Raw genomic sequence first — 16,942 nt, forward strand, 5'->3', positions numbered from 1 at the left:
GAAACCCGGATGCCGACGGGCATCCGGGTTTCTGCCGATGTAGTCCCGACCGGATTCGAACCGGCGCTACCGCCTTGAGAGGGCGGCGTCCTGGGCCACTAGACGACGGGACCGAAGCGGCTTGCGGCAGTGGTAGTCCCGACCGGATTCGAACCGGCGCTACCGCCTTGAGAGGGCGGCGTCCTGGGCCACTAGACGACGGGACCCTGTCCACAAGCGATGTGCCGGGTCTCCCCGGCAACGGATGTAACTGTACCGCACCTCGTGGAGCACAGCCAAACTGACGGCCTACCCACCAGGCATGTCGCGGAAACGCAAAAACGGATGTCCATGTGTGGACATCCGTTTGCAGAGCTGGGGTACCAGGACTCGAACCTAGAATAACTGAACCAGAATCAGTCGTGTTGCCAATTACACCATACCCCACCGCGCTCACGTTTCCCTGTCGGGATCCGCTCGCTGGCGACTCCGAAAGAATAGCCCAGGTAGGGGCACAAGGCCAAAACGATTGCTCAACCAGCGCGTCCGCGGCTCGCTCGTGCCAAGCTGAAGAGGACAAAACACCACGTGGAGGAGCCCTAGCGTTGGCTGAGAACCCGTTCTTCGCCCCCAGCAGCCTGCCCTACCAGCTGCCCCGGTTCGAGGAGATCAGCGAGGAGCACTACCTGCCGGCCTTCGAGCGCGGCATGGCCGACCACCTGGCCGAGGTCGACGCGATCGCGAACAACCCCGAAGCGCCCACCTTCGACAACACCATCGCGGCGCTCGAGCGCTCGGGACAGATCCTCAACAGGACCGCGACCGTCTTCTTCAGCATCGCCGCGTCCAACTCGACCGACGGCATCATGGCCATCGAGACCGAGGTCTCCCCTCGGCTGACCAAGCACAGCGACGAGGTCAGGCTCAACCGCGCCCTGTGGGAGCGGATCAAACGGGTCACCACCGAGGACGCCGAGGAGGCGTGGCTGCTGGAGAAGTACCGTGAGGACTTCATCCGCGCCGGCGCCGACCTGGGCGAGCAGGAGCAGGCCAGGCTGAGGGAGCTCAACGAGGAGCTGTCCAGGCGCTCCACCGAGTTCTCGCAGAACCTGCTCAAGGCCTCCACCGAAGAAGCCCTGGTCGTGACGGACCCCAAGGAGCTCGACGGCTTCGACGAGGCCCAGATCGCGGCGATCCGCCAGGAGGACGGCCGCTACGTCCTGCCGCTGCTCAACTTCACCAACCAGCCGGGGCTCGCCCAGCTGACCGACAGGGAGACCAGGCGCAGGCTCTACACGCTCAGCGTAGAGCGGGCCCGGCCCAACCTGGAACTGGCCGTCAGGATGGCGACCCTGCGCGCCGAGCGCGCCGCCCTGCTCGGCTTCCCCTCCCACGCCGCCTACGTCGTGGCCGACCAGACGGCCAAGACCGTCGAGGCGGTCGAGGAGATGCTCGGCCAGCTCGTCGGGCCGGCCGTCCGCAACGCCAGGAAGGAGGCGGAGGCGCTGGCCGAGCAGGCCGGGTTCGCGATCGAGCCGTGGGACTGGTCGTTCTACGCCGAGAGGGTGCGCAAGGCGCGCTACGACTTCGACGCCGACGCGATGCGGCCCTACTTCGAGCTCAACAGGGTCTTCAGGGACGGCGTCTTCCACGCCGCGACCCAGCTGTACGGCGTGACCTTCACCGAGCGGCCCGACCTCAAGGGCTACCACGAGGACATGACGATCTTCGAGGTGTTCAACGAGGACGGCTCGCCGCTCGGCCTGTTCGCGCTCGACCCCTACGCCAGGGCCACCAAGCGCGGCGGCGCGTGGATGAACAACCTCGTCGACCAGTCGTACCTGTTCGGCGACAAGCCGGTGGTGATGAACAACCTCAACATCACCAAGCCCGCGAGCGGCCCGACCCTGCTCACCTACGACGAGGTCAACACCGCCTTCCACGAGTTCGGCCACGCCCTGCACGGCCTGTTCTCCGAGGTGCGCTACCCCCGGGTGTCGGGCACCCACGTGCCCCGCGACTTCGTGGAGTACCCCTCGCAGGTCAACGAGATGTGGACGACCTGGCCGGAGATCCTCGCCAACTACGCCAAGCACCACGAGACCGGCGAGCCCATGCCCGCCGAGCTGGTGGAGAAGATGAAGGCGGCGGAGAAGTTCAACCAGGGCTTCATGACGGTCGAGTACCTGGCCGCCACGCTGCTCGACTGGGCATGGCACAGGCTGGCGCCGGGTGAGAGCGTGGCGGACGCCGAGGCGTTCGAGGCGGCCGCGCTGGAGGCGGCCCAGATCGCCTTCCCGCTGGTCAGGCCGCGCTACCGGACCAACTACTTCGCCCACATCTTCGCCGGCGGCTACAGCGCCGGCTACTACTCCTACATCTGGAGCGAGGTGCTCGACGCCGAGAGCGTGGAGTGGTTCAAGGAGAACGGCGGCCTCGCCAGGGAGAACGGCGACCACTTCCGCAAGGAGCTGCTGTCGCGCGGTGGCGGGATGGACCCGCTGACCGCCTTCCGCAACTTCCGCGGGCGCGACCCGCGCATCGAGCCGCTGCTCAAGCGCCGCGGTCTCGACTAGCAGCCGCCGCCCGCGGTCCCGGCCGGGCGGCCGCCGCTCGCGCGTTGCTCGGCCCTCGCCGGCGGGCGGCTCCTGCTCACGGGTCGCCGCCCCGGCCGGAGCCCGTGAGCTCCGCGATGGTCGTCCTGAGCCAGTCGCGCTCGGCCGTGCCGGTGGCTCGGGCGATCAGCAGCATGCCGCGGTGGAACGGGTCGGGGGTCTCCTCGGCCCGTAGCGGCCTGCCGTCCTCGTAGAAGAAGCTCGTCGGCCTGTCCAGGAAGGCCAGACGCCTGCGCAGCACCTCGGCCTGGAGTGAAGGGTCCTCCAGCGCCGACAGGAACGTCAGCAGCGCGAAGAAGCGCGTCTGGTCGCTGATGTCCAGCTCGGCCGGTTCCCGCAGCCGCCGCATCAGCTCCTGCCGCCCTTCGGCGGTGATGGTGAGCACCTGCCTGCGCGCCGCGGCCGCGCCTTCCTCCTCGTGCCGTTCCAGCAGCCCCTTGCTCTCCATCCGCGCGATGGCCGGGTAGAGCGCGCCGTCACTGACCGGGCGCAGGTGCCCGGTGAGCGCGGCCAGCCGCGACTTGAGCTCGTAGCCGTGCATCGGCCGCTGGTTGAGGAATCCCAGGATCATCAGCGTCAGATCCCCGCCACTTGCCATGGGCGCATCGTATCGCTATACCTCTAATCGAGATACAGCGAATCGAGGTAATCAGTGATCCGTCTGGCCCTGCCCGTCTACGTGGAGTTGCTCACCGCCGTCGTCGCGGTGAGCGTCATCGACCTGCTCTGGGTCTCCAGCCTCGGCGACGCCGCCGTCGCGGCGGTGACCGTGGCGACCACCACCGAGTACTTCGCCTACGGGCTGATCATGTCCCTCGTCACCGGCGTCACCGTGCTGGTCGGCCGCAGGGACGGCAAGGCTCCCATCACGCCGCTGATCAGGTCGGGCTGGCGGCTGTGGCTGGTGGGTTCGGCCGCGGTCGTGGTTCCCGGCCTGCTGCTGCGCGAGCCGCTGGCGCGACTGCTCACCGCCGACGCCGCCTCGGCCGCGCTGACCGCCGACTTCTTCCTGATCTCGATGGCGGGCCTGCCGATCTACTTCGCGCAGTCGCTGGCCGACGGCGTGGTCAAGGGGCTCGGCAACACCAGGATCCCGATGCGCAACGCGCTGATCTGCAACGCGCTGGTCATCGTGCTCGACCCGGTGTTCATCCACGGCGCGGGCATGGGCGTCCAGGGCGCCGCGCTGGCCACCGTGCTCGCGCGCGCCATCACGCTGGCGGTCTCCCTGCGGACGCTCGCGAGGATGGCGCCCCGCGACGCCGAGGGCGGCGAAGGCGCCTGGGAGATCATCAGGACCGGCCTGCCGATCTCAGCGGACTTCCTGGCCCGCGCCCTGGTCGGGCTGCTCCTCATCGAGATCGTCGCCCGTTTCGGCGTCGCCGCGCAGGCCGGGTACGGCATCGGCATGAAGATCATGCTGGCGGGCGTGATGGCGTTCTACGCGCTGCGGCAGGCCGCCATGATCCGTACGGCCCGCTCGGAGGCGACCGGCTCGCCACTGGTGACGGGACTGGCCTGCGGCGCGCTGGTGGCGCTGGTGCTCAACGCCGTCGCCGAGCCCGCCGCGGCCCTCTTCACCGACGACCCGGCCGCCGCCGTCAGCTTCCTGCGCTGGATGACGCTCTACCTGGTGCCCTTCGGCGGCCTCATCGCGGCCGGCGGGGTGGCCCAGGCGAGCGGAAGGGGCAGCCGACTGCTCGCCGCCACGCTGGCGGGCTTCGCCGTACAGCTGCCCCTCGCCTATCTGCTGAGCTCGTGGCTCGGTGTCACCGGGGTCTGGCTCGCGATGGCGGCCGGGACCACGCTCAGCCTCGCAGTCGCGCCAGTGCGGCGCGCAGGCGCTCGCGCGAGCGCTCCCGCCCCAGCACCTCGATCGACTCGAACAGCGGCAGGCCCACCGTCCGGCCGGTGATCGCCACGCGCACCGGGGCCTGGGTCTTGCTGAGCTTGAGCCCGCCCAGGGCGACGCCGACGTCCTCCAGCGCCTCCTTGAGCGACTCGGGGTCCCAGTTGACCGTCTCCAGCCGCTCCAGGTAGGCCTCGATGATCTCGGGGGCGTTCGCCTTCATCGCCTTGTCCCACGAGGCCTGGTCGAAGACCGGCTCCTCGACGAACAGGAACTCCACGTTCGACCTGATCTCCGACAGCACGGCGATGCGGGTCTGGGCCAGCACGGCGACCTTGCTGAACAGCTCGGCGTCCCACGAGGGGTCGAGGTACGGCAGGCAGCGCTCCTCGAAGGTCTCCAGCGGCAGGGCCCGGATGTACTCGCCGTTGAAGGCCCGCAGCTTCTTCTCGTCGAAGAAGGCGCTGGCGGAGTTGACGTCCTCCAGGCGGAACCTGGGCATCATGTCGGCCCATGGCATGATCTCGCGGTCCTCGCCGGTGCCCCAGCCGAGCAGCATGAGGTAGTTGACCATCGCCTCGGCGAGGTAGCCCTCCTCGCGGTAGGACTCCAGCGCCACCTTGTCGCGCCGCTTCGACAGCTTCTTGCGCTGCTCGTTGACGATCACCGGCAGGTGCGCCCACACCGGCGGCCTGGCGCCGAGCGCGGGCCACAGCAGCATCTGCTTGGCGGCGTTGCCCAGGTGCTCCTCGCCCCGCACGACGTGGGTGATGTTCTGGGTGATGTCGTCGACCGCGTTGGCGATGACGTAGAGCGGCGAGCCGTCGGTGCGCGCGATGACGAAGTCCTCCTGCGCGCTGTTGGGGAACTCCACCCGGCCGCGGATGACGTCGTCGACGACCGTGACGCCCTCGTCGGGCGTGCGGAAGCGGACCGCGCCCGAGGTCAGGCCACGCTCACGGCAGAAGCCGTCGTAGCCCTTGTGCTCGGAGCCCGTGCGCGCGACCAGGTCCTCGCGGGTGCAGTCGCAGTAGTAGGCCCTGCCGTCGGCCAGCAGCTTGGCGACGGCCTCCCGGTGCTGCGGCTCGAAGGCCGACTGGAAGTAGGGGCCCTCGAAGACCGGGTTGGTGCCGTTGATGCCGATCCAGTCGAGCGCCGAGATGATGCCCTCGGTCCACTCGGGGCGGTTACGCGTGGCGTCGGTGTCCTCGATGCGCAGCACGAACCTGCCGCCGGACTGCTCGGCCAGCGCCCAGTTGAACAGCGCCGTGCGGGCGCCGCCGACGTGGAACATGCCAGTGGGAGACGGGGCGAAGCGCACCCGTACTTCAGTCACGAGAGACCACCTTGTTCGTCAGAGTGCCGATGCCTTCGATGCCGACGCTGACCTCGTCCCCGATCTCGAGCGGGCCCACACCCGCGGGGGTGCCGGTCAGGATGACGTCACCGGGAATCAGCGTCATGACCGCGCTGACATAGGCCACCAGCGCGGGGATGTCGTTGATGAGCTGGGAGGTGCGACCGCTCTGCCGGACCTCGCCGTTGACCGTGGTGGTCAGGGCCAGGTCGGCGGGGTCGAGGTCGGTCTGGATCCACGGCCCGATCGGGCAGAAGGTGTCGAACCCCTTCGCCCTGGTGAACTGCACGTCCTTCTTCTGCAGGTCGCGAGCGGTGACATCGTTCGCGCAGGTGTAGCCGAAGATGACGTCCTTGGCGCGCTCGACCGGCACCTCGCGGCAGAGCCTGCCGATCACCACCGCCAGCTCGCCCTCGTAGTCGACCCGTCGCGACTGGGCGGTGGGGTAGGCGATCGCGTCGCCGTGGCCGATGACCGAGGTGGAGGGCTTCATGAAGATGAGCGGCTCCTCGGGCACCTCGTTGCCGAGCTCCTTGGCGTGCTCGGCGTAGTTTCTGCCGATGGCGATGACCTTGCTGGGCAGCATCGGGGCCAGCAGCCGTACATCGGCGAGCGGATAGCGCTCACCGGTGAACTGGACCTGGTTGAAGGGGTGCCCGGCGATCGCCGAGACGACATCGCCCTCGACCACGCCGAAGACGACCTCGTCGCCTGTGGAGAACCTCGCTATACGCACATGACAAGGCTAGTGCCGTCCACCCGATGCCTCGGCGGCTCCATTAATCGCCAAAACCCCCTTTAAACCGCGAATGGCCAACAATCACCCGGCAACAGGACAAGGGAGTCGTTTCCCGAGCGGGGGTGACCGATCGTGGCAGAAGCGATGCCCAGCAACAGCGGCAGTACGACGACCACCGTGCCGCGAGCGAGGACACAGAACGACACCCTCGTCACCGAGCAGGGCAGGACCACCATCGCCGACGGCGTGGTCGCGAAGATCGCCGGACTCGCCGCGCGCGAGGTGGCCGGCGTCCACGACATGGGCGGCGGCGCCGGGCGCGCCATCGGCGCCATGCGCGGCATGGTCGGCGCGGAGCGGAGCGTCACCCAGGGCGTGCAGGTGGAGGTCGGCGAGCGCCAGGCGGCGGTCGACCTCGACCTCATCGTGGAGTACGGCGCGGCCATCCCCGACCTGGCCGGCGCCGTCCGCAGGAACGTGATAGCAGCCATCGAGCGCATGACCGGCCTCGAGGTGACCGAGGTGAACGTCAACGTGAACGACGTCCACCTGCCCGAGTCGGCCAGGCTCCCCGACAGCTCGGGCCAGCGGGAGTCGCGAGTCCAATGACCGACGACGGGCTGGCCCACGCCATCGCCGAGCGGGTGCGGAACTGCCCGGGCGTGTCGGCGCTCTCGGGCGGCCCGTACGGCACCGTGGCGACGTACCTTCCCGGCGAGCGGCTGGCCGGTGTGGCCGTCCGCGACGACCAGGTGGAGATCGCCATCGTCGCCAAGGGCGGCCGTCCCCTGTACATCACCGCCGACGAGGTGCGCATGGCCGTCGCGCCGCTGGTCGGCAGCCGCCCCGTCAACGTGGCGATCGACGACCTGGAGGACTGATGAGCACCATCCACGTGCTGCCGATCATCGGCATGGCCGTCGGCATCATCCTCGGCCTCACCGCCGCCTTCGGCGGCCTGAGCGCGTTCTTGCTGGTCCTCGTGCTGGGCGGGCTCGGGCTCCTGGTCGGTCGCATGGCCGAGACCGGCGCGATCGACCTGTCGGGCTTCACCTCGAGGCGACGATGACCACGAGCGCCTCGATCGTCATCCCCGCCCAGCGGGTGCCCGCCGAGCAGCGGGGCCGTACCCGCATCGGCGAGCGGGTCGTCTCCGGAATCGCCCTGCAGGCCGCCTGCGAGGTGGACATGGTGCGCGCGGTCGCCCGCCGGCACGCCCCCGTGGCCAGGGTCGACGGCGACCTGACCATGATCTGGCTGGACGTGGCGCTCGAGTACCCCTCGCTCATCTCCGCCGTGGCCGCGGAGATCAGGGGGCACGTCGCGCGCAGGGTGCTGGAGCTGACCGGCCTCGAGGTGGCGCAGGTCGACGTGCGCGTGACGAGCCTGGAGGTCCGGCCATGACGCTGCCGGCCGTACCGGAGGAGGAGGGGTGGCCGACGGTCCCGCATCCCGCGGCGCCCGGAGCGCAGCCCGTCCCGCCGCCCTATCCGGCCGCCGACCGGGCGGCGCGGCACGCGTTCAGGTCGCGCAGGACGATCCCGGCGTCGCTGGCCGCGCTGGCGCTGGCGGCGGTCGGGTTCGTCGCGGCCGTCGAGATCATCACGACGCTCACGGGGCGGCCGGTGAGCTGGCTCCCGCAGGGTGTCCTGCTGTCGTGGGCGACGACGACGCGATGGGACCAGCCCGCGGTCCTCGCCGGGGCCGCCGTGCTGGTGCTCGTCGGACTCGTGCTGCTGGTCCTGGCCCTGCGCGGCGGGCGCGTCCGCACGGTGCCCGTGCACACCGGCGACCCCGACCTGGTCATCGGGCTGCGCCCGAGAGGGTTCGCCGCCGCGCTCGCCCGCGCGGCGGAGGACGTGCCCGGCGTGCACTCGGCCAAGGCCACCGTACGGCGGGGCAGCGTGACCGTCGTCGCCCGCGCCTCCGGCTGGGACGACGCCAGACTGTCGGAGGCCGTGCTGCACGCGGTGACCGCCAGGATCGAGGCGCTCGACCCCGTCGCCGACCACCGCGTGTCCGTCTCGATGAAGGAGCGGCGATGACGACGGGGCGCGGCAACCGTACCGGGCTGGCCGTTCTCGGCCTGCTGCTCGTCATCGGCGGTGGCCTGGCGCTGGCGCGCGGGCTGCGCGTGCTGCCGCAGGACTGGGCGCCGGCTGCCGAGCCACTGGTCGGCCGGCCGGTCATCGACTTCTTCACCAGGTACTCGCCGTGGATCTGGTGGGCGCTGGCCGTGCTCGCGGTGATCGTGGCGCTGGTCGGGATGCGCTGGCTGGTGGCGCAGGGCCGTACGGACACGCTGGGAGAGATCAGGGTGGACAGCGGCACGGAGGGCGAGACCACGGTCGCCGCCCAGTCGGTGGCCAAGGCCGCCTCGACCGAGCTGTGCGCGCTGCCGTCGGTGCAGGCGGCCCGCGCGACGCTGGCGGGCGACAGGGACCGGCCCCGGCTGCGGCTGCGCGTGACCGCCGACGACAGGGTGCCGATCAGCGTGCTGCGGCACCAGCTGGCCACGGTGACCGTGCCGCACGTCATGCAGGCGCTGGCGACCGACCTGCTGCCGGCGGTGGCGCGGGTCGACCTGGAACGGCCGGCGCCGCCGAAGCGGGTGGTGAAATGACGAGGCGGGGCCCGCGCGGGACCCCGCCTCCGTTCGGTTACAGCATTCGGTTACAGCGGGACGACCTGCTCGGCCTGCAGCCCCTTGGGGCCGCGAGTGGTCTCGAACGAGACCCGCTGGTTCTCCTCGAGCGAGCGGTAGCCGCTGGTGGTGATGGCCGAGTAGTGGACGAAAACGTCCGCGCTACCGTCGTCGGGCGCGATGAACCCGAAGCCCTTCTCGGCGTTGAACCACTTCACGGTGCCTTCAGACAACTGCTTCTCCTTCTGATGAGCCTCGCCACTGTGCGCGAGGCTGCGTTGCGGACCCTACCCCGCATTCCGCGAGGTGGCAGTCCAAAGTGTGAAGCTCAGCGCCAATGGTGGGCAAAAAGATGACGTATGGGAGGGTGGATCCCATGTCCGTAGTGAAGATCAACGTGCTGTCCGTCCCGGCGGAGATGCGCGAGGAGCTCGAACGCCGCTTCTCGGGGCGGGCCGGGATGGTCGAGTCCTCCGACGGCTTCGAGTGGTTCGAGCTGCTGCGCCCCGTCGAGGGCACCGACACCTACCTCGTCTACACCCGCTGGCGCAGCGAGGAGGACTTCCAGAACTGGCAGTCCAGCAGGGCCTTCGAGGCCGGGCACGCGCAGGCCCAGGCCGACGCGCAGGGGCAGGCGCAGGGCCAGGGCCACGGTCACGGCCAGGGGCAGGGTCACGGTCACGGCCAGGGCCCCGCCGCCACGGGCTCGGAGCTCTGGTCCTTCGAGGTCGTCCAGAGCACGGGCCCCAAGTCCTAGGGATCTAGCGGTCCAGCGGGTTGGCCGCCACGCGGGCGGCGAACCCGCCGCGCACGAACGTCGCCGCCAGGCTGTCAGGCTTGCGCTCGGCCTGGCTCTCGAAGCAGGCGACGAACTCCTTCGCGAGGCCGAGCCGCGGGTAGCGCGCCAGCACCTCGTCGCGCAGCCCGGCGGGGATGGCCTCGGTGCCGCGCCCGGAGACGTCCATGCCGGTGGACAGTTCGAGCAGGTGCCCTTCGGGGTCCTTCTCGACGTCCACCTCGGCCCACATGTGCCGGACGATCACCTCGGCCGCGCGCTGCCGCCGCTCGAGGGGCCAGCCGGCGCCCGCGCCGAACACCCACGCCACGTGCCCTCCCGCCTCCTCGAAGGGCACGGAGTGGTTGTCGAAGGCCTTCGCGAGGCCCAGATCGTGCAGCATCGCCGACACGTAGAGCAGCTCGGCGTCGAAGGAGATGCCACGGTCCCGCGCGTAGGCGGCGGCCCAGACGTAGGCGCGGACGGAGTGGTTGAGCAGCGCCGGCGTATGGAAGGCAGTGGCGACTTCGAGCGACATACGGCAGGCCGTCGTGTCGGGAATCACGATGTTCATGCCGTCACGATAACGATGTCCCATCCCAGCTTGACCAGGTGATCTTATTCCGGACAACATGTTCCGCCCCCTCGGTTCGTTCCGGAAGGATCTGGCGTGCGCCGCCTCGCTCTCCCCCTTGCCCTCCTGCTCGCCCTTGGAGGGCTGGTCCACCCCGCGAGCGCGGCCGTGAAACGCACCGCCGAGTGCCAGGGCGACTGGCTGCCCGCCACGCCGACCGCCGGTGACGTGATGAAGGGCGAGATCTCCTTCCTCGACCTGCCGCCCGTCAAGATCGGCCAGGACGTCGACTGGCGCACCAACCCCTACCGCAACCGGTCCTGGGGCATGGTGTTCCACTCCCTGCGCTGGATGGGCCGCCTGGTCGCCGAGTACGAGGGCAACGGCGACGCGCGCTATCTCGCCAGGGCCACCGAGATCGCCAAGGACTGGGTCAAGGACAACCCCCGCCGCTCCCCCGCCAGCCCCTACGCGTGGGCCGAGCACCCCATCGCCCTGCGCACCCCGGCCCTGGTGTGCCTGAGCAAGCACGTCGACGCCCCGTGGCTCAAGCAGAGCCTGGTCGAGCACGCCAGGGTCCTGGGCGACGACCGCCTCTACGAGTGGGGCCACAACCACGGCATCGACCAGGACATCGCGCTGCTCGGCATCGGCTGCCGCCTCGGCGACAGGCGCTGGCAGGACCACGCGATCAAGCGGCTGACCAAGACCGTGCGGCTCGACATCGACTCGCAGGGCGCGCTGATGGAGCAGGCCCCCCGCTACGCCATCTACGTCCACGACCGGCTCAAGGTCGCGATGGACAACCTCAAGGACTGCGGTCGCAAGGTGCCGGGCGAGATCGCCGGACGCTGGGGCAGGCTGGGCACCTTCATCATGCACTCCACCAGGCCCAACGGCTACATGGTGCCGATCGGCGACGGCGGCGCCGACCACGAGCCCACCGGCTTCCCCAACCCGTCGGAGAAGGTCAAGGTCTTCAAGGCCGGCTACGTGTACGGCAGGACCGCCTGGAACAAGCCCGAAGCGGCGCACTACTCCATCAGGTTCGGTCCGGGCACCAAATTCCACGGCCACGAGGACCACCTCGGCCTCACCTACTTCGCCCACGGCAGGGACGTGCTGGTCGACGCGGGCTTCCACTCCTACGAGTCCACCCGCTACAGGTACTGGACCATGTCCCCCGAGGCGCACAACGTCCCGACCGTGGTCGGCGCCCGCTTCCGGCCCAGGACCGCCACCAGGCTGGTGAAGACCTCCTACGACAAGGACAGGCAGCGCTACCAGCTCACCGACAAGGCGTACGGCGTCAGCCGTACCAGGTCGGTGCTCGTCAACCACGACCAGGACGTGATGGCCGTGCTCGACACGGCGGGCGGCGGCAAGAAGGTCAGCAGCATCTGGCGCTTCGACTCGGCGCTCAAGCAGGTCTCCAACGCCGGCGGCAAGGTGGTGCTGGGCGACGGCAAGTTCAAGGTCAGCCTGGTGCAGCTGGCGGACTGCAAGCCGCTCGGCGGGCAGAAGGTCGAGCGGGGCGGCACCCTCGGCTGGGTGTCGCCGACGTACATGTCCAAGAACCCGGCCACCGCGGTCGTCTCGCCCGCCGCGCGGTCCGTCCTGACGGTGATCGTGCCGGGCACGGACCAGCCCAAGGTGTCGTGCGCAGGGGGGAAGGTGACCGTGCAGGCCGCTGACGGCCCGGTCACCTTCAAGGCCTCGATCTTCTAGCCGTCACCGGCCCACCCGGCATCCCGGTCGAGTCCGGCCGGGGTTGGGCCGGGGTGGGCCGGGACCGCGGGCCGGGTCCGGCGTCCCGGATCCGCCGGCGCCGGCGGGTTCGCAACAGCCCGCGGGATTCACTACAGCTCGCAGGATTCACTACAGCTCGCAGGATTCACTACAGCTCGCAGAATTCGCTACAGCTCACGGGATTCGCTACAGCTCGCGGCCCGAGCGCAGCAGGCCGAAGGTGACCGCCTGCTCCAGCGCCTGCCAGCTGGCCTCGATGATGTTCTCGTCGACGCCCACGGTCGCCCACTCGCCGCTCTCGTCGCTGGAGGTGATGAGGACGCGGGTGATGGCGCCCGTGCCGTGCGAGCCCTCCAGGATGCGGACCTTGTAGTCGACCAGCTCCAGCTTGGCCAGCTCGGGGTAGAGCTTCTCCAGCGCCAGCCGGACCGCCTTGTCCAGCGCGTTGACCGGGCCGTTGCCCTCGCCGGTGGCGACGATGCGCTCCCCCTTGGCGTGGACCTTGACGGTGGCCTCGCTGATCACCTCGCCGCCCTTGGTGCGCTCCACGATCACCCGCCACGACTCGACCTCGAAGTGGCGCCTGCGGGCGCCGTGGACGGTGTCGCGCAGCAGCAGCTCGAAGGAGGCGTCGGCGGCCTCGAAGGTGTAGCCCTTGGCCTCCAGGTCCTTCACCCTGCCCACGAGCGTCTTGGTGGACTCGGGGGTCAGCTCGTAACCCAGCTCACGGCCCTTGAGCTCGACCGAGGCGCGGCCGGCCATGTCGGAGACCAGCATGCGCATGTCGTTGCCGACCAGCGCGGGGTCGATGTGCTGGTAGAGGTTCGGGTCGACCTTGATGGCGCTGGCGTGCAGGCCCGCCTTGTGCGCGAAGGCCGAAGTGCCCACGTAGGGGGCGTGGGAGTTGGGGGTCACGTTGGTGACCTCGGTGATCGCGTGGGCGATGCGGGTCATGTCGGCCAGCGCCGCCGCCGGCACCAGGTCGAACCCGCGCTTGAGCTGCAGGTTGGCCACGACGGTGAAGAGGTTGGCGTTGCCGGAGCGCTCGCCGTAGCCGTTGGCGCAGCCCTGCACGTGCGTGGCGCCCGCCTTGACGGCGGCCAGCGTGTTGGCCACCGCGCAGCCCGTGTCGTCGTGGCAGTGGATGCCGACGCGGGCACCGGTCTGCACGGCCGCGTGCACCACGTCGGCGAGCTCGTCGGGCAGCATGCCGCCGTTGGTGTCGCACAGGGCGATGACGTCGGCCCCTGCCTCGGCGGCGGTCCTCAGCACCTCCAGCGCGTAGGCTGGGTTGGAGTTGTAGCCGTCGAAGAAGTGCTCGGCGTCGAGGAAGACACGCTGACCCTCCGCACGAAGGTGAGAAACCGTGTCGCGGATCATCGCGAGGTTCTCCTGGAGACTCGTACGGAGGGCCAGCTCCACGTGCCGGTCGTGACTCTTGGCGACAAGGGTCACGACCGGCGCGCCGGATTCGCGCAGAGCGGCCACCAATGGGTCGTCGGCTGCCTTCACACCGGCCCGGCGGGTCGCGCCGAACGCGGCTAGCTGCGCGTGGTTCAGGTCGAGCTCGGTTCGAGCGCGCCTGAAGAACTCGGTGTCCTTGGGGTTGGCGCCGGGCCAGCCCCCCTCGATGAAGCCGACGCCCAGCCCGTCCAGGTGACGCGCGACAGCGAGCTTGTCGGCGACGCTGAGGTTCAGGCCCTCCTGCTGTGCGCCATCTCGCAGCGTGGTGTCGTAGACGTGGAAGCGGTCGTCGGCCATCGAGATCTCCTGAGGAAAAGAAAAAGACCCCTCACGGACGTGAGAGGTCTGCGCGCTGGCTCTGTCCTTTGTCAGCCAGCGCGCCTGCCGATAATGAGCAGACCGAAGTACATGGTGCTAGCGAGTCTGCCATACGGACTCACCATCTGGCACATCGATCTCACACTCCGAGACATCAGACCGACGTACCCTGGTCGTCGAGGGCCGACAGGTCACGGATGGGCCGCCCGTCGAGCAGCAGCGTCGGCGTGCCGTCGATCCTGATCCTGGCGTTGTCCTCGAGGTGCTGGTCGGCGTGCCGCTGCGTGGTCACGCACTCGGCGAACGCCGAGTCGGTCACGCCCGCCTTCCTGCCCGCCTCGACGAGTTCCTCCACCGAGTAGCCCGACGCCTGGCCGTGCGGGGTCGGCTGGATGGCGTACAGCTGGGAGCGGAAGGCCAGCCAGCTGGCGGAGGGAACGCAGCGCGCGGCGGCCGCGGCCCTGATGGAGTTCGAGCGCGACGGCTCCTCCCTGAAGATCGTCACGGCGTGGAAGACGACCCTGAGCCTGCCCTCGTCGACCATCTGCTCGATCTTGGCCTCCGAGGTGTCGTGCAGCTGCTTGCAGTAGGGGCAGTCGAAGTCCTCGAACACGTCGAGCACCGGCGCCTCGACGCCCGGCCTGGCCAGCAGCATGGATCCGTCCGCCTGCCGGACGAGCCTGACCTCCGCCGCGGCGCTCCCCTTCGGGAGAGCGGCGATGATCAGCAGTCCCGCCAGGACGGCCAGCGCCACGAAAGCGGCCATCAACCGGGGACGACCCCGCTTCTCCTCCGTCAACTCCACGTATGGCTCCGCCCATAAGATCCGTTTTCGACCGCGTGTCAGCCTATCCGGGTGGGAAGAATGGGCCTCATGAAGGCGTCGTACCTCTCACCCGCCGTCGGGCAGTACATCATGTCCCACTCCACCCCGCCCGACGACCTGCTGGACCAGCTTGCCGCCGAGACCAGGGAAGTCACCGGCAGCCACGCCGGTATGCAGATCTCACCCGACCAAGGTCGCTTCCTCACCATGATCACACAACTGGTGCGGCCATCCCTGGCCGTGGAGGTCGGCACGTTCACCGGATACTCCTCGCTCTGCATCGCGCGCGGGCTGTCCGGCGGTCGGCTGCGCTGCTTCGACGTGAGCGAGGAGTGGACGTCGATCGCCAGGCGCTACTGGGAGAAGGCCGGGGTCGCCGCACGCATCACGCTCACCATCGGGCCGGCGGCCGACGCGTTGCGCGAGCTGAAGGAGGAGATCGGCCTGGCCTTCATCGACGCCGACAAGGCGCAGTGCCCGACGTACTACGAACTGGTGATGGAGCGGCTCGGCCCCGGCGGGGTGATCATGGTGGACAACACGCTGTGGAACGGGCACGTCGCCGACCCGTCCTACGAGGACGCGGCGACGCGGAGCATGCGCGAGTTCAACGACCTGGTCAGGAACGACCCTCGCGTGACATCGGTGATCCTGCCGGTCGCGGACGGGCTGACGATGATTCGAAAGAATTAGCCAAAAGTCAGTCAAGCCTTGGCTACGATCCGTCGTGCGCTGAACACGTTGCGCTCGACCTCCCGGAGGGGATGATGGTCCCATGGCCAAGGTTCTGGAACGACCGACCACAGAGAAGCCGACAATGCAGGAGGCCTACCAACAGATCTGCGACCTGCTCCCCGACCACCGTGTCGAGGTCGTCGACGGCCGGATCGTGGTGAGCGACGTGCCGACCTGGGACCACAGCAAGATCGTCTCTCGACTGCTCAAGCTGATCTTCAGCGTGATCACCGAACACGATTGGGAGTTCGGCGAGCTGGTCAAGCTCTTCCTCGGCCCGCAGGCCGACCGCTACATCCCTGACCTGACCGTCGTGCCCGGCGACCCGCGCACCTGGGGAGACGACCAGATCTACGCCCAGGACACCAACCTGGTCGTGGAGGTGGTGTCGCCGTCCAGCGTCAACGACGACCACGTGGTCAAACCCCGCGAGTACGCCAAGGCGGGCGTCCCGCTCTATCTCCTCATCGATCCCGCCCGGGCAGTCGTGGTCCTCTTCAGCCTGCCGGGCGCGAGCGGCTACGCCCAGCGAACCCAGATCGCCCTGGGCAAGCCGCTGGAGCTGCCGCAGCCATGGGCGCTGACCATCGACACCGGCAAGCTCGTCGATCCAGGCACGCCGAAAACCGGTTCGCCCGGGTGACCTGGCCCCGCAAGAATGCCCGGCGTGCACCTTGTTCTCGAGACCGAGCGGCTGATCCTGCGCCGCCTCACCCCTGACGACCTCGACAACCTCGTCGAACTCGACAACGACCCCGACGTCATGCGCTTCCTCAACGGCGGCAGGCCCGTCGCCCGCGAGGAGATCAGGGACGTCACGCTGCCCAGGCTCCTGGCCTACTACGAGCGGCCCGGCGGCTTCGGCTTCTGGGCGGCCGAGGAGAAGGCCACGGGCGAGTTCATCGGCTGGTTCCACTTCAGGCCGCAGCGGGACGCCCCTCCTGGCGAGATCGAGCTCGGCTACCGGCTGCGGAGGCCGGCATGGGGCAAGGGCTTCGGCACCGAGGGCTCGCGCGCGCTCATCGAGCGCGGCTTCACCGAACAGGGCGTGGAGCGGGTGACCGCCTTCACGATGTCGGTGAACACCGGATCCAGGCGCGTGATGGAGAAGTCGGGGCTGCGGTTCGTACGGACCTTCTTCCAGGACTGGCCGGAGAGCATCGACGGGTCCGAGGAGGGCGAGGTCGAATACGCCCTGACCAAGGCCGAATGGGAAGCCGGCCGCAATTCCAGCTCGGCCCGGTGACCGAAAACAGGCCCGAACAGATGCGATAAATTTATTTCGGCCTGCTATGCTGAGAAATAGGCGGCGTATTTC

Annotated in this window: 20 protein-coding genes and 3 tRNA genes; 13 read left to right on the plus strand and 10 right to left on the minus strand. The window is 69.3% G+C overall.

The window, feature by feature from the left end:
- Positions 1-40 precede the first annotated feature (40 nt).
- From ACWDLG_RS35985 to ACWDLG_RS35995, 3 genes are all read right to left on the minus strand, one after another.
- A tRNA-Glu gene (locus tag ACWDLG_RS35985) sits at positions 41-113 on the minus strand.
- A 17-nt stretch (positions 114-130) separates the two neighbouring features.
- A tRNA-Glu gene (locus ACWDLG_RS35990) sits at positions 131-206 on the minus strand.
- Between the two features lie 148 nt (positions 207-354).
- Positions 355-426, minus strand: a tRNA-Gln gene (locus ACWDLG_RS35995).
- Between the two features lie 158 nt (positions 427-584).
- Here ACWDLG_RS35995 and ACWDLG_RS36000 point away from each other — a divergent pair.
- Complete coding sequence (locus ACWDLG_RS36000; RefSeq protein ID WP_449928714.1) at positions 585-2,555, plus strand: M3 family metallopeptidase; 1,971 nt, start codon at positions 585-587, stop codon at positions 2,553-2,555.
- A gap of 76 nt (positions 2,556-2,631) precedes the next feature.
- Here the strand turns inward: ACWDLG_RS36000 and ACWDLG_RS36005 are convergent, their stop codons facing one another.
- Positions 2,632-3,192 (minus strand): PadR family transcriptional regulator, encoded by a 561-nt coding sequence (locus tag ACWDLG_RS36005; protein ID WP_449928716.1) that lies wholly within the window; start codon positions 3,190-3,192, stop codon positions 2,632-2,634.
- A 54-nt stretch (positions 3,193-3,246) separates the two neighbouring features.
- Between ACWDLG_RS36005 and ACWDLG_RS36010 the strand changes: the two genes are divergently transcribed.
- Positions 3,247-4,509 carry an MATE family efflux transporter gene (locus ACWDLG_RS36010; protein WP_449928718.1) on the plus strand — a complete coding sequence of 421 codons (1,263 nt, stop codon included), beginning with the start codon at positions 3,247-3,249 and terminating at the stop codon, positions 4,507-4,509.
- On the opposite strand, the gene gltX is transcribed toward ACWDLG_RS36010, so the two are convergent.
- Entirely contained in the window at positions 4,403-5,779 is a 1,377-nt protein-coding gene (gene gltX / locus ACWDLG_RS36015; protein ID WP_449928720.1) for a glutamate--tRNA ligase, read from the minus strand. The two genes, ACWDLG_RS36010 and gltX, sit on opposite strands and share 107 nt — an antisense overlap.
- Positions 5,772-6,536, minus strand: a complete 765-nt coding sequence (locus ACWDLG_RS36020) for a fumarylacetoacetate hydrolase family protein (protein WP_449928722.1) — start codon at positions 6,534-6,536, stop codon at positions 5,772-5,774. Before ACWDLG_RS36020 ends, gltX begins: the two co-directional genes overlap by 8 nt.
- A 147-nt stretch (positions 6,537-6,683) precedes the next feature.
- Here ACWDLG_RS36020 and ACWDLG_RS36025 point away from each other — a divergent pair, with 147 nt between their 5' ends.
- From ACWDLG_RS36025 to ACWDLG_RS36050, 6 genes are read left to right on the plus strand one after another with little or no spacing between them, the layout of a single operon-like run.
- Positions 6,684-7,148: an Asp23/Gls24 family envelope stress response protein gene (locus ACWDLG_RS36025; RefSeq protein ID WP_354910057.1), complete on the plus strand. Its 465-nt coding sequence runs from the start codon at positions 6,684-6,686 to the stop codon at positions 7,146-7,148.
- Positions 7,145-7,420: a hypothetical protein gene (locus tag ACWDLG_RS36030; protein WP_354909634.1), complete on the plus strand. Its 276-nt coding sequence runs from the start codon at positions 7,145-7,147 to the stop codon at positions 7,418-7,420. The genes ACWDLG_RS36025 and ACWDLG_RS36030 overlap by 4 nt, the downstream gene beginning before the upstream one ends.
- The gene (locus ACWDLG_RS36035) at positions 7,420-7,608 is read left to right on the plus strand and encodes a DUF2273 domain-containing protein (protein ID WP_449928724.1); all 189 of its coding nucleotides are present in this window, start codon (positions 7,420-7,422) and stop codon (positions 7,606-7,608) included. The genes ACWDLG_RS36030 and ACWDLG_RS36035 overlap by 1 nt, the downstream gene beginning before the upstream one ends.
- The gene (locus ACWDLG_RS36040) at positions 7,605-7,943 is read left to right on the plus strand and encodes an Asp23/Gls24 family envelope stress response protein (protein ID WP_449928726.1); all 339 of its coding nucleotides are present in this window, start codon (positions 7,605-7,607) and stop codon (positions 7,941-7,943) included. Before ACWDLG_RS36035 ends, ACWDLG_RS36040 begins: the two co-directional genes overlap by 4 nt.
- Positions 7,940-8,584, plus strand: coding sequence for a DUF6286 domain-containing protein (locus tag ACWDLG_RS36045; RefSeq protein ID WP_449928728.1), 645 nt, complete (start codon positions 7,940-7,942; stop codon positions 8,582-8,584). Before ACWDLG_RS36040 ends, ACWDLG_RS36045 begins: the two co-directional genes overlap by 4 nt.
- The gene (locus ACWDLG_RS36050; protein ID WP_449928730.1) at positions 8,581-9,162 is read left to right on the plus strand and encodes a hypothetical protein; all 582 of its coding nucleotides are present in this window, start codon (positions 8,581-8,583) and stop codon (positions 9,160-9,162) included. Before ACWDLG_RS36045 ends, ACWDLG_RS36050 begins: the two co-directional genes overlap by 4 nt.
- 50 nt (positions 9,163-9,212) lie before the next feature.
- On the opposite strand, the gene ACWDLG_RS36055 is transcribed toward ACWDLG_RS36050, so the two are convergent.
- On the minus strand, positions 9,213-9,416 hold the full coding sequence (locus ACWDLG_RS36055; RefSeq protein WP_449928732.1) for a cold-shock protein: 204 nt from the start codon (positions 9,414-9,416) through the stop codon (positions 9,213-9,215).
- A gap of 143 nt (positions 9,417-9,559) precedes the next feature.
- Here ACWDLG_RS36055 and ACWDLG_RS36060 point away from each other — a divergent pair, with 143 nt between their 5' ends.
- Positions 9,560-9,940 (plus strand): antibiotic biosynthesis monooxygenase family protein, encoded by a 381-nt coding sequence (locus ACWDLG_RS36060; RefSeq protein ID WP_449928734.1) that lies wholly within the window; start codon positions 9,560-9,562, stop codon positions 9,938-9,940.
- Positions 9,941-9,944: 4 nt separating this feature from the next.
- On the opposite strand, the gene ACWDLG_RS36065 is transcribed toward ACWDLG_RS36060, so the two are convergent.
- A complete protein-coding gene (locus ACWDLG_RS36065) occupies positions 9,945-10,532 on the minus strand; it encodes an HD domain-containing protein (protein ID WP_449928736.1) in 588 nt (195 codons plus the stop codon).
- Positions 10,533-10,628: 96 nt separating this feature from the next.
- Between ACWDLG_RS36065 and ACWDLG_RS36070 the strand changes: the two genes are divergently transcribed.
- Positions 10,629-12,260, plus strand: coding sequence for a heparinase II/III family protein (locus ACWDLG_RS36070; RefSeq protein ID WP_449928738.1), 1,632 nt, complete (start codon positions 10,629-10,631; stop codon positions 12,258-12,260).
- Positions 12,261-12,467: 207 nt separating this feature from the next.
- Here the strand turns inward: ACWDLG_RS36070 and cimA are convergent, their stop codons facing one another.
- Both cimA and ACWDLG_RS36080 read right to left on the minus strand, forming a co-directional pair.
- Complete coding sequence (gene cimA / locus ACWDLG_RS36075) at positions 12,468-14,042, minus strand: citramalate synthase (protein ID WP_354909650.1); 1,575 nt, start codon at positions 14,040-14,042, stop codon at positions 12,468-12,470.
- A gap of 175 nt (positions 14,043-14,217) precedes the next feature.
- Positions 14,218-14,868 (minus strand): DsbA family protein, encoded by a 651-nt coding sequence (locus ACWDLG_RS36080; protein ID WP_449928741.1) that lies wholly within the window; start codon positions 14,866-14,868, stop codon positions 14,218-14,220.
- Between the two features lie 69 nt (positions 14,869-14,937).
- On the opposite strand from ACWDLG_RS36080, the gene ACWDLG_RS36085 reads away from it, so the two are divergent.
- The 3 genes from ACWDLG_RS36085 to ACWDLG_RS36095 all read left to right on the plus strand — a co-directional run bounded on the left by ACWDLG_RS36085 (position 14,938) and on the right by ACWDLG_RS36095 (position 16,870).
- A complete protein-coding gene (locus ACWDLG_RS36085; RefSeq protein ID WP_449928743.1) occupies positions 14,938-15,582 on the plus strand; it encodes an O-methyltransferase in 645 nt (214 codons plus the stop codon).
- Between the two features lie 124 nt (positions 15,583-15,706).
- A complete protein-coding gene (locus tag ACWDLG_RS36090) occupies positions 15,707-16,267 on the plus strand; it encodes a Uma2 family endonuclease (protein WP_449928745.1) in 561 nt (186 codons plus the stop codon).
- Between the two features lie 15 nt (positions 16,268-16,282).
- A complete protein-coding gene (locus ACWDLG_RS36095) occupies positions 16,283-16,870 on the plus strand; it encodes a GNAT family N-acetyltransferase (RefSeq protein ID WP_449928747.1) in 588 nt (195 codons plus the stop codon).
- Positions 16,871-16,942: the final 72 nt, after the last annotated feature.

The organism is Nonomuraea sp. NPDC003727, from assembly GCF_053586935.1.

What these genes read in the sequence shown, in the direction of transcription:
- ACWDLG_RS36005 (WP_449928716.1), bottom strand. Translation starts at nt 3,192, where the DNA reads ATGGCAAGTGGCGGGGATCTGACGCTGATGATCCTGGGATTCCTCAAC.
- ACWDLG_RS36025 (WP_354910057.1), top strand. Translation starts at nt 6,684, where the DNA reads ATGCCCAGCAACAGCGGCAGTACGACGACCACCGTGCCGCGAGCGAGG.
- ACWDLG_RS36030 (WP_354909634.1), top strand. Translation starts at nt 7,145, where the DNA reads ATGACCGACGACGGGCTGGCCCACGCCATCGCCGAGCGGGTGCGGAAC.
- ACWDLG_RS36035 (WP_449928724.1), top strand. Translation starts at nt 7,420, where the DNA reads ATGAGCACCATCCACGTGCTGCCGATCATCGGCATGGCCGTCGGCATC.
- ACWDLG_RS36040 (WP_449928726.1), top strand. Translation starts at nt 7,605, where the DNA reads ATGACCACGAGCGCCTCGATCGTCATCCCCGCCCAGCGGGTGCCCGCC.
- ACWDLG_RS36045 (WP_449928728.1), top strand. Translation starts at nt 7,940, where the DNA reads ATGACGCTGCCGGCCGTACCGGAGGAGGAGGGGTGGCCGACGGTCCCG.
- ACWDLG_RS36050 (WP_449928730.1), top strand. Translation starts at nt 8,581, where the DNA reads ATGACGACGGGGCGCGGCAACCGTACCGGGCTGGCCGTTCTCGGCCTG.
- ACWDLG_RS36060 (WP_449928734.1), top strand. Translation starts at nt 9,560, where the DNA reads ATGTCCGTAGTGAAGATCAACGTGCTGTCCGTCCCGGCGGAGATGCGC.
- ACWDLG_RS36065 (WP_449928736.1), bottom strand. Translation starts at nt 10,532, where the DNA reads ATGAACATCGTGATTCCCGACACGACGGCCTGCCGTATGTCGCTCGAA.
- cimA (WP_354909650.1), bottom strand. Translation starts at nt 14,042, where the DNA reads ATGGCCGACGACCGCTTCCACGTCTACGACACCACGCTGCGAGATGGC.
- ACWDLG_RS36085 (WP_449928743.1), top strand. Translation starts at nt 14,938, where the DNA reads ATGAAGGCGTCGTACCTCTCACCCGCCGTCGGGCAGTACATCATGTCC.
- ACWDLG_RS36090 (WP_449928745.1), top strand. Translation starts at nt 15,707, where the DNA reads ATGCAGGAGGCCTACCAACAGATCTGCGACCTGCTCCCCGACCACCGT.
- ACWDLG_RS36095 (WP_449928747.1), top strand. Translation starts at nt 16,283, where the DNA reads ATGCCCGGCGTGCACCTTGTTCTCGAGACCGAGCGGCTGATCCTGCGC.